Source organism: Vibrio sp. D3 (assembly GCF_043995865.1).
Classification (GTDB): Bacteria; Pseudomonadota; Gammaproteobacteria; order Enterobacterales; family Vibrionaceae; genus Vibrio; species Vibrio diabolicus.
In genome coordinates, this window is the sequence record NZ_CP171887.1 from 3000325 (window position 1) to 3012894 (window position 12570).

Here is a 12570-nt window from a genome sequence, read left to right on the forward strand (position 1 = left end):
GCTTAGAACAGTTCTTCAGCAACTTTGTATAGATCGTTGCGTACTGGACGCTTCATGTTTTCGATCGCGTCGATGATGTCGTGGTGAACAAGTTGCTCTTTCACGATACCGACACAACGACCACCATGACCTTCGATCAATAGGTGAACAGCGTAGTTACCCATGCGAGATGCTAGAACACGGTCAAATGCCGTTGGACGACCACCACGTTGGATGTGACCAAGTACTGTTGCACGAGTTTCACGACCTGTCGCCGCTTCGATGTCACGTGCTAGTTCATTAGCATCCATCATTAGCTCAGTCAACGCGATGATTGCGTGTTTCTTACCTTTTGCAATGCCGTCTTGGATGTTGCTGATCAGCTTGTCTTTGTCTAGACCAGTTTCTGGAGTGATGATGTACTCACAACCACCCGCGATTGCAGACATCAGAGTTAGGTCACCACAGTGACGACCCATGATTTCTACAATTGAAATACGTTGGTGAGATGAAGAAGTATCACGTAGACGGTCGATTGCATCGATAACTGTGTTTAGTGCACTTAGGTAGCCCACTGTGTAGTCAGTACCAGCGATATCGTTATCGATTGTGCCTGGAAGACCGATACATGGGTAACCCATTTCAGTCAGTTTCTTCGCACCCATGTACGAACCGTCACCACCGATCACGACTAGCGCATCGATACCATGTTTTTTCAGGTTCTCAATCGCTTTTTCACGCACTTCCACTTCTTTGAATTCAGGGAAACGTGCAGAACCTAGGAACGTACCACCTTTGTTGATCACATCTGAAACGCTAGAACGATCTAGCTTCTCGATGCGGCCTTCGTATAGGCCTAGGTAGCCGTCGTACACACCGAATACTTCCAATCCCTCGGATAGTGCTGTACGTACTACGCCGCGTATCGCCGCGTTCATACCAGGTGCGTCACCGCCACTTGTTAAAACACCGATCTTCTTAATCATGCTCACCCTCGATCTTTGGCAATCAATTATTTAATTTTCTTTTAGGCCCCTTGTTACCAAGCAACCTGCATAATCCAGAACTGTGCGTTATGTTACATTTCCTCTACAGGATTACCAATGAAAACGCACTTTTTTATGTAACTTTTCTACTTATGTAAGAGTATTACAGTTTCTCTATGAAACTTTGTTGATTCACATCAGGATCACGAATCTTAATAAGTATTGATGGAAAGATAGTCAATAAGTGCCTGTTTGTCGTCAGGCACTTATGGATTTTTCGAGCCCTACCAATCTTGCGCTTTTTGCTCTTTCTCTGGCCCAAAAACGACAGACAATGGATCTTGATGGATCAAAACATCCGCATCAGGAAACAAAGCTAAAAGGTTTTCTTCAACTTTATCGGCAATATAGTGCGCTTCGATTAAACGTAAGTTATCGTCTAGCTCCAAGTGCAACTGAATAAAGCGTGTCGGTCCTGACATACGGGTGCGCAGTTGATGAACCCCAAGAACCCCTTTCACATTCAAACATTCATTGCGGATTTGCTCCAATTCGGAATCCGGCAGCTTTCGGTCTAATAACGTCTGAATCGCTTCGCTGACCATTTTGAAGGCGCTGTAAAGAATGAAGACACCAATGCCAATCGCAAACACCGCATCCGCTTGCGTCACGCCAAAGTAGCTGAGTCCCAGAGCCACCATGATCGCAGCGTTCATATACAAATCAGTCTGATAATGCAGAGAATCCGCCGCGATTGCTTGACTCCCTGTCACGCGTACCACATGTTTTTGGAACATCACCAAGCCAAGTGTGACCACAATCGCAAACAGCGATACATAAACACCGAGCTCCGGCGCATGCAGTGCGTGTGGACGGAAAAATCGGTCAATCCCGTTCAGGATCAAAAATACCGCCGACCCCGAAATAAACATCGCCTGAGCCAAGGCCGCTAGAGACTCAGCTTTACCATGCCCAAACGTATGTTCGCGGTCTGCTGGTTGTAAGGCATAACGGACAACAACGAGATTTACCACCGACGCGGCGATATCCAACATTGAGTCGATCAGTGATGCCAATAGGCTAACTGAGCCGGTTACCCACCACGTGATGACTTTTACAATCAAGAGAAGAGTCGCCACAATAGTTGCAGTCCAAGCTGCGGTCGTCACTAAACGTGCATATTGCTGTTTCATAATCAAAGAGTTAACTCAAACCATACGTTGAGTATATTGAATGCCCATGAAATAACCAGATCAAAAAGAGGCAACCAATGGCTGCCTCTTTATATAACATCAATTCATGACTTAATTATTGCGGTATTTTTCCATGCGCTTATGCATTCTATCGCCGCACTCTTGCATGCGTTCATTTTGCAACTTCACAAACTCTGCTTTTTGTTCTGGCGTTAATACGCTCAGCATTTGGTGCTTTCTTTCTAGCATTTGCACACGGTGCTCAGTTTGACGTTCAACCATTTCTTTTGCTAATGCGGTCGCTTGTGCTTCATCAAAACTATCCGCTAGTAAGAGTGACTGCATTTTTGCATGGTGTGCTTGTCGCTCAGCCATACGAGCTTCGCGATTTTCAGAATATTTGCCTTTCATCTGTGCGCGGTTTGCTTCACGGAAAGACTTAAGCTGATCTTTTTGAGCATCCGTCAAATTCAAATCACGCATAATGCCACGGTCCATTCCCATGCCACATTCATCACGCGGGCCTTGATGATGGTTTTTACCACCGTAAGCGAATGCGCTTGCTGCGCCGAGAGTAAGAGGTAGAACAACAGCAGCTAACACAAGTTTTTTTGCAGATTTCATAATTTGATTCCTTACACAGGTGAGTGATTCTTCTGAGCTGTTCTCACAGCGCTTGAGTATAGAATACGACCCACTAGGTAAAGCGACGTATAGGGAGCGTAAAGAATCGTAAAGAGTGATTTTTACCCTCTTCGCAGCACATCATTCCAATGTAATATTAAGCTATCGGTAACTTACTATAGGTGCCCCCATGGCAAACATTCTTTTAATTGATGACGATATCGAGCTAACCAGCTTATTAAAAGAAGTACTCAGTTTCGAAGGATTTGACGTCAGCGAAGCAAATGATGGCGAAGCAGGCTTAGCTGCGGTCAATGATAAGATTGATTTGATTTTGTTGGATGTCATGATGCCGAAGCTAAATGGCATGGAAACCCTTAAACGCTTGCGTGAAAACTGGGAAACTCCTGTCTTGATGCTGACCGCTAAAGGGGAAGAAATTGACCGCGTGATCGGTTTAGAGCTAGGCGCGGATGATTATTTACCGAAACCTTTTAGCGACCGTGAACTGTTAGCACGTATTCGTGCGATCTTACGCCGTACCAGCAGCACACAGAAAAACACCAAAAACAGCGATTGCATTGAGTATCAAGAGCTCCGTCTTTACCCAGGTAAACAAGAAGCATACTGCGATCAACAGTTGCTCGATCTCACAGCAACCGAGTTTGCTCTGTTGACCCACTTTGTGCAAAACCCAGGACAAGTGCTAACTAAAGAAACATTGAGCTTAGATGTGCTTGGTAAACGACTCGCCGCTTTTGATCGCGCGATCGATATGCATGTTTCGAACTTACGTAAAAAATTACCAGATCAGAGCAATGGCAAGCCGCGCATCAAAACCCTGCGTGGTCGTGGCTATATGCTGCTTGAGGAGGATTAATGCGCCTATCACGCATCAAACTGCCAAACATCAATAGCTTGTATGGACGCATCTTTGCCATTTTTTGGTTCACTATGTTATTGGTGTTGATAGCCGTGCTATCACTGCCACATTTGGACCCTCGCAAAGCTCGCGACATTCCAGAAGAGCACTATAAACGTATGGTAGAAACGCGTGACGCAATCCAACAAAAATACAGCCAGCAAACTGATTTAGGACGAATACTATTTCGTATCGAGGGTAACCGTCACGGTAAGCATGACCCTCGTCCGCGCGTATTTTTTTCTGACTACAGCGGTAATGTTCTTACGACAGAAAAACGCAGTAACTTCCAATTGCGTGCCATGCAAAACTTTGTCACCAGTATCGAAGATTACAACCAGCCAAAGCAGAAACTGTATGGTCGATACATGATTGCAGGTCCAATCCCAATTACTTTGGCTGGCTCCGATATCTTGATGTATGTGGGCTTCAAGTGGAATGAGCCACCACCACTACTCTTGCGTCTGTTTGATCACCCATTCCAGCTATTGCTCGCGGTCATGCTGGTTAGTACACCACTGTTGTTATGGCTTGCCTGGGCACTAAGTCAGCCAGCGCGCCGTCTTGAAGCCGCCGCTCAACGTGTCGCGAAAGGCGAATTTGTCACAGACCCAAATTTAGAAAAAGGCACGGCAGAGTTTCGTCAGGCTGGCAGCAGCTTCAACCAGATGGTCGAGGCGGTCAATCAGATGATTTCAGGACAACAACGCCTGCTATCCGACATCTCTCACGAGTTACGCTCACCTTTAACTCGCCTACGTATGGCGAGCGCATTAGCGACGCGTAAGCAGGGTGAAAGCCCAGAACTGACTCGTATCGATACCGAAGCGCAGCGCCTGGAACAGATGATCAGCGAATTGCTTGAACTGTCTCGCATGCAGGCGAACAGCCATATGACTCGCGAAACGCAGCCACTGGAAAGTTTGTGGGAAGAGATCATTAAAGATGCGCAGTTTGAAGCTGAGCAAATGGGCAAGCACCTACACTATTCTGAACTGCCAAAACGAAGTATCTCCGGCAATCCTAAATTGCTGATGAGTGCGGTGGAAAACATCGTTCGTAACGCCATTTATTACGGGAAAGATGAGGTACAAATCGACATCAAGGCCGATGATGATACGCTGCATATCACGGTTGATGACAATGGCGAGGGCGTTCCAGAAGAAGAATTAGCCGCGATTTTTCGCCCGTTTTATCGCGTTTCGACTGCCCGCGATCGCCACTCCGGCGGCACGGGTCTCGGCCTAACCATTACCGAAAGTGCCATCCGCCAGCACAGTGGAACGATCGTCGCCAGTCGAAGTCCGTTAGGCGGATTGCGCATGAGTATCACCTTACCTATCAATCGTTAACTTCAAGCCGATGAGCTAACAGTAAGCCACACCCTATTTTTAGAGTGAGAGATTCACGGCTTCATCTTCACTTTAGAAATTGGGTGGGAACGCCTTCGAATACCCTTACAAAGATCAAAGTTGATAATAATTATCGTTAGCATTAAAGTGAATTTTCCAATTAAGGAGGATTTACTATGTCACATACATTTCCCGCTCTGCCTTACCCGTACGATTCACTAGAGCCGTACATCGACGCGAAAACCATGGAAGTGCATTACAGCAAACATCACAAGACTTATTTCGATAAGTTCGTAAGTGCCGTTGAAGGGAGCGAGCTCGAAACTCAGTCATTAGACGAGATCTTTGACAATATCTCTAAGCTCAGCCCTGCAGTGCGTAATAATGGCGGCGGCTACTACAACCACATCATTTATTGGAATTGCATGTCACCAAACGGTGGCGGTGAGCCTCAAGGCGCACTTGCTCAGGCAATTAACGATAAATTTGGTAGCTTTGCGCAATTTAAAGAAGCGTTTGCCCAAGCCGCGATTAATACCTTTGGGTCTGGCTTTGCATGGCTGATCGTAAAAGATGGTGAGATTCACATTACGTCCACCAGCAATCAAGATAACCCTCTGATGGACGTAGTGGATGTACGCGGCGAGCCAATTCTCGCTCTTGACGTGTGGGAGCACGCGTATTACATCAGCTACCAAAACCGTCGCCCAGAATACATTGATGCATGGTGGAACGTCGTTAATTGGCGAGCGGTTGAAGAAAATTACGCTCACGCTCTATTATAAAGAGCATCGATAGTTACGGTATTAGCGTCCGCGCTAATGCCTGCTTTCATACCCAGGTCAATCTTGCTGAATCTCGCATCTCTCGGTGACTTGGGTATATACTGCCCTTCTCTTTGACCAACTCTATTTCAATACCATGTTTGATATCGCTTTATACGAACCAGAAATCGCGCCGAACACCGGCAACATCATTCGACTTTGTGCCAACTGCGGTGCAAACCTTCACTTAATTGAACCTCTAGGTTTCGATCTTGAAGAGAAGAAAGTTCGCCGCGCTGGTTTGGATTACCATGATTTAGCTCGCGTAACGCGTCATAAGAACTATCAAGCATTCTTAGAATATTTAGAGAAAGAGAAGCAAGGCAACTACCGATTGTTTGCCTGCACCACCAAAACCACAGGTCACCACGTTGATGCGCAATACCAAGCAGGCGACGTATTGATGTTTGGTCCAGAAACTCGTGGCTTGCCTGCTGAAATCATCGATAGCTTGCCAATGGAGCAGCGTATCCGCATTCCAATGATGCCAGATGCGCGTAGCCTAAACCTTTCGAACGCCGTTGCGATCATTGCTTTTGAAGCATGGCGTCAAATGGGATTTGAAGGCGCGTTGTAAGCCCCACGAATTCCAAACACAAAAAAGGGCGCTCGTGCGCCCTTTTGTTTTCTTTACTCTCTGACTCAATCAGTTGAGCTTGTTGCGATCATCATCGTCTTTACGCTCGTATTCCCCTTCAAAGGTATTGCCATCGTCTGACTGGGAATTAAATGGGTCACGGCGGAACGGGTCTTGCTCAAATGGCCCTTGGTTAGAGAAACCACCTTGGAAGCCACCACCATGCATGGTTTTCACCACCATTTTACTCATCAAGTATTTGGCAATCGCGGCGCGTGGCGCAGGAAGCAACACCAGCATACCAAGAGCATCGGTCATAAAGCCCGGTGTTAACAGCAGCACGCCAGCCACCGCTAGCATTACGCCTTCAAAAATTTGCTGGGCTGGAATTTCACCTTGTTCCAGACGCCCCTGCACCGACATCAGAGTTTGGATGCCTTGGCTGCGCACCAACGATGCACCGACAAATGCCGTGATTAATACTAATGCGATAGTCGGCCACAAACCTAAAAAGCCGCCCACCTGAATAAATAAGCCGATTTCAATGATCGGGACAAAAATAAACGCCAATAATAAGATAGGAAACACACGCCCTCCTTTGTTTAATTCAGTGTAATGGTAAAAGCGGACTAAGCTCAAACGAATCGTTGTAAAAAAGCGTGTTCATACTGGTCTCTTCCTACTCAGAAAAAGTGGTAGTGGAGTGTTTCATTCAATTGCATACCGATTTTTTCGTGCTTTTAAAGTGCTAATTTCGAACTCTAAAAACCCATGTTTGTCGAGGAAAATCGAGTACCCATAAAGGGTTATTAATAACCCGTTCATACTTTGCAAATTATTGACTCATGAAAAACGAAAAAGGTGATCTAGTTACTATTTTTATGCGCTAGGTGCAGTATCATGTGCCACATAAGTCAGGACGGATTTTCCAGCCAAAAATTCTGATGAATGGATTCTAGATTGCAGAAATGGCTAATAAATAACTTTATTATCAGAATTATCATCTAAGGATCCTGCTATGGCTACCCTATCTGATGCTCCAAAAACAGCAAACCCAGCCACTCGTATTGAAGAAGATCTATTAGGTCAACGTCATGTCCCTGCAGATGCGTACTACGGTATTCATACGCTACGTGCGATCGAGAACTTCAACATCTCTAATATGACCATCTCTGACGTACCAGAATTTGTACGCGGTATGGTAATGACCAAAAAAGCAGCGGCGTTGGCAAACAAAGAACTTGGTGCGATTCCAAAAGACGTTGCAAACTACATCATCGAAGCGTGTGATTTGATCCTAGAAACTGGCAAGTGCATGGATCAGTTCCCATCAGACGTATTCCAAGGTGGTGCGGGCACTTCCGTGAACATGAACACGAACGAAGTGATCGCAAACGTTGCGCTTGAGCTAATGGGTAAAGAGAAAGGTCAATACGAATTTGTTAACCCAAATGACCACGTAAACAAGAGCCAATCAACCAACTGTGCGTACCCAACGGGTTTCCGTATCGCGGTTTACAACAGCGTACACAAACTAATGGAAGCAATTGAGTACCTAAAAGGCGCATTCGAACTTAAAGCAATTGAGTTTAAAGATGTACTGAAAATGGGTCGTACTCAGCTACAAGACGCGGTACCAATGACTGTAGGTCAAGAGTTCCACGCTTGGGCAGTAACACTAAACGAAGAGATTCGTGCTCTAGATTACACCTCTAAACTACTCCTAGAAATCAACCTAGGCGCAACCGCAATCGGTACAGGTCTAAATACACCGACTGGCTACCAAGCCCTTGCAGTAAAACACCTAGCGGAAGTAACAGGCCTTGACGTTGTAGCGGCAGAAGACCTTATCGAAGCGACTTCTGACTGTGGCGCATACGTAATGACGCACAGTGCACTAAAACGTCTAGCGGTGAAACTATCGAAGATCTGTAACGACCTTCGTCTACTTTCTTCTGGCCCACGCGCTGGTCTAAATGAATTGAACCTACCTGAAATGCAAGCAGGTTCTTCAATCATGCCAGCAAAAGTAAACCCAGTTATCCCAGAAGTAGTAAACCAAGTTTGCTTCAAAGTTCTAGGTAACGACAACACGGTTTCTTTCGCAGCAGAAGGCGGTCAGCTACAGCTAAACGTAATGGAACCAGTTATCGCACAAAGCATGTTTGAGTCTATCTCTCTACTACACAATGCGTGTGTGAACCTACGTGATAAATGTATCGACGGCATCACAGTCAATAAAGAGACTTGTGAAAACTACGTTTACAACTCAATCGGTATCGTCACTTACCTAAACCCATACATCGGCCACCACGAAGGTGACATCGTAGGTAAGATTTGTGCGGAAACCGGTAAGAGTGTTCGCGAAGTTGTGCTAGAGCGCGGTCTGCTAACCGCAGAAGAGCTTGATGAAATCTTGTCAGTAGAAAACTTCATGCATCCAACTTACAAAGCGAAACGCTACGAGTAATAACTAATTCGAAGGGGGCCACTCAGGCCCCTTTTTTAGGCTCTCATACGGTTAACCACATTTTTTATATGCTTTTATTGCCATTAGGCCACTGGGTTCTAATTCTCTGAGCATTTACTCCTGTTCCTGAGTGTTCAAAAAATCAGAATCAATAAAAAACTAAAGAGGTATCAATATGGTCATGGTCGAACTCTTCGTGGTTCTGCTCTTCATCTATTTGGGGGCTAGAATCGGCGGTATCGGCATTGGTTTTGCTGGTGGTGCTGGGGTCATTGCGTTGTCTTTGATCTTAGGCGTGCCAACAAGCCAAGCTTACATTCCAGTTGACGTAATTTTGATCATCATGTCTGTCATCACGGCTATCGCAGCAATGCAAGTGGCAGGTGGTTTAGACTGGATGGTGCAAGTTGCTGAAAACTTTTTGCGCAAGCACCCTGAGCGCATCACCTTTTATGCGCCTATCGTAACTTACCTAATGACGCTGATGGCTGGTACCGGCCACACAGCATTCTCTACTTTGCCAGTGATTGCAGAAGTAGCGAAGGGCCAAGGCGTGCGTCCTTCTCGTCCACTGTCTATCGCGGTCGTGGCATCACAAATCGCTATCACCGCATCACCAATCTCAGCGGCAGTAGTGGCGTTCGCGGCAATGCTGCATCCATTCGGCGTTGACTACCTAACACTATTAGCAATCTGTATCCCAACCACGTTCATCGCTTGTATGATCGGTGCGTTCGTTGCGAACTTCATGGGCTGTGAGCTAAAAGACGATTCTGAATACCAAGAGCGTCTAGAAAAAGGCCTAATCAAACTCAACACAGAAGCAAAACGCGAAATCCTGCCAACAGCGAAAAAAGCAACCTTCATCTTCCTAGGCGCGATCGCCTTTGTTGTGTGCTACGCAGCGGCTATCTCTGGTTCAGTAGGCCTAATCGAGAACCCTGCACTTGGCCGTAACGAAGCAATTATGACGGTAATGCTAGCAGCCGCGGCAGCTATCGTAATGAGCTGTAAAATCGACGCTGGCAAAATCCCAGCAGCAGCAACATTCCGCTCTGGTATGACAGCGTGTGTGTGTGTTCTTGGTGTGGCATGGCTAGGTTCTACGTTCGTTAACGCGCACGTTGACGGCATCAAAGAAGTGGCTGGTGCGCTACTAGCAGACTACCCATGGATGCTAGCACTTGTTCTATTCTTCGCGTCTATGCTGCTTTACTCTCAAGGTGCAACCACGGTTGCGCTAATGCCAGCAGCACTTGCTATCGGTGTAGCACCACTAACCGCCGTTGCGTCTTTCGCAGCAGTAAGTGCGCTATTCGTACTGCCAACTTACCCAACGCTACTTGCGGCGGTTGAGATGGACGACACGGGTTCAACGCGTATCGGTAAGTACGTATTCAACCACCCATTCTTTGTACCTGGTGTGGTAACCATTGCTTCTGCGGTAGCACTTGGCTTCGCATTCGGTGGTCTACTGATCTAGTAGAAACAGAGTCTTACTCGGGGAGCTTCGGCTCCCTTTTTTATTGCCTGTTGTCTTGATTTATGCTCAATAAATCTTCATTTTCATGAAACTTATTGACTCGCCTCCGGGTCTGATTGAGTTACACTAACGGCAATTATCTAAGATGAATTGACTCTTTTATGCGCGCATTACTTTCCGTTTTACTCTTAGGGCTCATTACCTTTTCCACTCCGTCTTTAGCTTTATTTGGCAAAGACCAGTTTACCAATAGCCAGAACAACAGTTTTGGTAGCAGCAGCGACAGCTTTGTTCCGGTCGATCAGGCGTTTCCGTTTAATTTCTACCAGCAAGACGACAAATTGATGCTCGATTGGCAGGTACGCGATGGTTATTACCTGTATCAAGAGCGTTTATCTGTGTCTGGTGAGAACATCTCACTGGGCGAACTGCAAATGGAAAACGGCACGCCACATAAAGATGAGTTCTTTGGTGATGTGCATATCTATACCACACCACTATTTGTCAATATCCCACTGAGTAATTGGCAAGAGGGCGCACGTGTCATTGTGCAATATCAAGGCTGTGCGAAAGCGGGCTTCTGCTATCCACCAGAAACACGTGAGATTCCAATCAGCGCGTTTTCTTCATCCAATTCCGACACCGTAGCACCGACTGCCAAGGCACCGGCGACAGAACAAGCACAGCCAGCAACAAAACCAACCTCCACTTCAGTACCAGTCAGTGAGCAAGATAGCTTAGCCGCGAATCTAGCCGACAAGTGGTGGACGCCGTTGTTGTTTTTGGCACTTGGTGTGGGTCTAGCATTTACCCCTTGTGTGCTGCCGATGTATCCCATTCTCACCAGCATCGTGCTTGGCAGTGGCAAACTGAGCCAACGTCGTGCGCTTGGTTTGTCCTTTGTTTACGTACAAGGCATGGCGCTAACTTACACACTGCTCGGCCTTGTAGTGGCGTCTGCGGGTATGCAGTTCCAAGCGGCGATGCAACATCCGTATGTGCTGATTGGTTTGAGTGTACTGTTCATCGCATTAGCTATGTCGATGTTTGGTCTGTATTCATTGCAGTTACCAAGCAGCGTGCAAACGTGGCTGAATAACTTAAGTAACAAGCAGCAAGGTGGTAGCAGTGCTGGCGTGTTTGCAATGGGGGCAATATCTGGCTTGGTTTGTTCTCCGTGTACTACCGCCCCACTCTCTGGTGCGCTGCTTTACGTCGCACAAAGTGGCGACTTACTCACTGGTGGGGTCGCCCTTTACGCGCTGGCGATGGGCATGGGTATTCCGTTGATCCTTGTAGCGGTATTTGGCAACAAGTTGCTACCAAAAGCCGGCGGTTGGATGGACCGCGTGAAAACGCTGTTCGGCTTTATTCTGCTTGCTGCGCCTATCTTCTTATTGGAACGCATCATGCCAGAAATGTGGTCAACAATTCTGTGGTCAACACTGGGCATCGCTGCCTTTGGTTGGCTGTATCATGTGAAAAACAGCTTGGAGTTTGGTGGCTGGAAACAAAGCGCCGTTGGCATCATCGCCGTATTGGGTTTGCTCGCGTCAGCACAGCCAGTATTAAATTACTGGTTTGGTAATAACGCAACGCAAGCTCAACAAACTTCCGTAAGCTTTACACGCATTGCCAATGTTGCAGAGTTGGAAGAACAACTAGCGCTAGCCAAAGCAGCTGGCAAACCTGTGATGCTCGACTTCTACGCCGATTGGTGTGTGGCGTGTAAAGAGTTTGAGAAGTACACCTTCCATGATCCAAGCGTCGAAGCCAAGCTAAAAGACTTTGTTCTTCTGCAAGCTGATGTAACCAAGAACCAAGTGCAAGATATTGAGTTACTCAAACACATGAACGTACTTGGCTTGCCAACCATCGAGTTCTGGGATGCGAATGGCGAACACGTTTCAAACGCGCGTTTAACCGGTTTTATGCAAGCCGAGCCTTTCTTAGAGCACATCCAACAATTCTGATCATCAGATATTCAAACGCCAGTGATGACCACTGGCGTTTTTTATTACCCAGATTTGAATGAGAAAATTGCGCTTATATGCAATTTTCCTAATAAAAGTCGATTTGGTTCAGACTTTTAGCGAATAAATATTGTCCACTCTCTCAAAGCTGGACAATAATAAATTTAACGAAATAGTCAAAAGTGTT

The 12570-nt window shown here is 46.5% G+C and carries 11 protein-coding genes; 7 read left to right on the forward strand and 4 right to left on the reverse strand.

Going from position 1 to position 12570, the window contains the following annotated elements; translation table 11 throughout:
• Nucleotides 1–2: 2 nt before the first annotated feature.
• The 3 genes from pfkA to ACHFJ9_RS21955 form a co-directional block, all read right to left on the reverse strand.
• On the reverse strand, nucleotides 3–965 hold the full coding sequence (gene pfkA / locus ACHFJ9_RS21945; protein ID WP_005397529.1) for a 6-phosphofructokinase: 963 nt from the start codon (nucleotides 963–965) through the stop codon (nucleotides 3–5).
• Nucleotides 966–1249: 284 nt separating this feature from the next.
• Nucleotides 1250–2158 carry a CDF family cation-efflux transporter FieF gene (fieF, locus tag ACHFJ9_RS21950; RefSeq protein ID WP_005397530.1) on the reverse strand — a complete coding sequence of 303 codons (909 nt, stop codon included), beginning with the start codon at nucleotides 2156–2158 and terminating at the stop codon, nucleotides 1250–1252.
• A gap of 111 nt (nucleotides 2159–2269) precedes the next feature.
• Nucleotides 2270–2782 (reverse strand): CpxP family protein, encoded by a 513-nt coding sequence (locus tag ACHFJ9_RS21955; protein WP_005397532.1) that lies wholly within the window; start codon nucleotides 2780–2782, stop codon nucleotides 2270–2272.
• Between the two features lie 190 nt (nucleotides 2783–2972).
• Here ACHFJ9_RS21955 and ACHFJ9_RS21960 point away from each other — a divergent pair, with 190 nt between their 5' ends.
• The 4 genes from ACHFJ9_RS21960 (at nucleotide 2973) to trmL (ending at nucleotide 6457) form a co-directional block, all read left to right on the forward strand.
• Nucleotides 2973–3662 (forward strand): response regulator, encoded by a 690-nt coding sequence (locus tag ACHFJ9_RS21960; protein WP_005397534.1) that lies wholly within the window; start codon nucleotides 2973–2975, stop codon nucleotides 3660–3662.
• Entirely contained in the window at nucleotides 3662–5056 is a 1395-nt protein-coding gene (cpxA, locus tag ACHFJ9_RS21965; protein WP_047010255.1) for an envelope stress sensor histidine kinase CpxA, read from the forward strand. Before ACHFJ9_RS21960 ends, cpxA begins: the two co-directional genes overlap by 1 nt.
• Nucleotides 5057–5232: 176 nt before the next feature.
• Complete coding sequence (locus ACHFJ9_RS21970) at nucleotides 5233–5841, forward strand: superoxide dismutase (RefSeq protein WP_005397537.1); 609 nt, start codon at nucleotides 5233–5235, stop codon at nucleotides 5839–5841.
• A gap of 136 nt (nucleotides 5842–5977) precedes the next feature.
• Nucleotides 5978–6457 carry a tRNA (uridine(34)/cytosine(34)/5-carboxymethylaminomethyluridine(34)-2'-O)-methyltransferase TrmL gene (trmL, locus tag ACHFJ9_RS21975; RefSeq protein WP_005382381.1) on the forward strand — a complete coding sequence of 160 codons (480 nt, stop codon included), beginning with the start codon at nucleotides 5978–5980 and terminating at the stop codon, nucleotides 6455–6457.
• Nucleotides 6458–6526: 69 nt separating this feature from the next.
• Here trmL and ACHFJ9_RS21980 read toward each other — a convergent pair whose 3' ends face one another.
• On the reverse strand, nucleotides 6527–7045 hold the full coding sequence (locus ACHFJ9_RS21980) for an FxsA family protein (protein WP_053807754.1): 519 nt from the start codon (nucleotides 7043–7045) through the stop codon (nucleotides 6527–6529).
• Nucleotides 7046–7475: 430 nt separating this feature from the next.
• On the opposite strand from ACHFJ9_RS21980, the gene aspA reads away from it, so the two are divergent.
• The 3 genes from aspA (at nucleotide 7476) to ACHFJ9_RS21995 (ending at nucleotide 12383) form a co-directional block, all read left to right on the forward strand.
• A complete protein-coding gene (gene aspA / locus ACHFJ9_RS21985; protein WP_005397540.1) occupies nucleotides 7476–8927 on the forward strand; it encodes an aspartate ammonia-lyase in 1452 nt (483 codons plus the stop codon).
• A gap of 175 nt (nucleotides 8928–9102) precedes the next feature.
• Nucleotides 9103–10410, forward strand: coding sequence for an anaerobic C4-dicarboxylate transporter (locus ACHFJ9_RS21990; protein ID WP_065646964.1), 1308 nt, complete (start codon nucleotides 9103–9105; stop codon nucleotides 10408–10410).
• Between the two features lie 161 nt (nucleotides 10411–10571).
• Nucleotides 10572–12383: a protein-disulfide reductase DsbD gene (locus ACHFJ9_RS21995; protein ID WP_395356304.1), complete on the forward strand. Its 1812-nt coding sequence runs from the start codon at nucleotides 10572–10574 to the stop codon at nucleotides 12381–12383.
• Nucleotides 12384–12570 lie beyond the last annotated feature (187 nt).

Bases quoted from the DNA above. Each gene is read 5' to 3' on its own strand.
- ACHFJ9_RS21970 (WP_005397537.1), top strand. From the start codon at position 5,233: ATGTCACATACATTTCCCGCTCTGCCTTACCCGTACGATTCACTAGAG.
- ACHFJ9_RS21995 (WP_395356304.1), top strand. From the start codon at position 10,572: ATGCGCGCATTACTTTCCGTTTTACTCTTAGGGCTCATTACCTTTTCC.
- ACHFJ9_RS21955 (WP_005397532.1), bottom strand. From the start codon at position 2,782: ATGAAATCTGCAAAAAAACTTGTGTTAGCTGCTGTTGTTCTACCTCTT.
- fieF (WP_005397530.1), bottom strand. From the start codon at position 2,158: ATGAAACAGCAATATGCACGTTTAGTGACGACCGCAGCTTGGACTGCA.
- cpxA (WP_047010255.1), top strand. From the start codon at position 3,662: ATGCGCCTATCACGCATCAAACTGCCAAACATCAATAGCTTGTATGGA.
- pfkA (WP_005397529.1), bottom strand. From the start codon at position 965: ATGATTAAGAAGATCGGTGTTTTAACAAGTGGCGGTGACGCACCTGGT.
- aspA (WP_005397540.1), top strand. From the start codon at position 7,476: ATGGCTACCCTATCTGATGCTCCAAAAACAGCAAACCCAGCCACTCGT.
- ACHFJ9_RS21990 (WP_065646964.1), top strand. From the start codon at position 9,103: ATGGTCATGGTCGAACTCTTCGTGGTTCTGCTCTTCATCTATTTGGGG.
- trmL (WP_005382381.1), top strand. From the start codon at position 5,978: ATGTTTGATATCGCTTTATACGAACCAGAAATCGCGCCGAACACCGGC.
- ACHFJ9_RS21960 (WP_005397534.1), top strand. From the start codon at position 2,973: ATGGCAAACATTCTTTTAATTGATGACGATATCGAGCTAACCAGCTTA.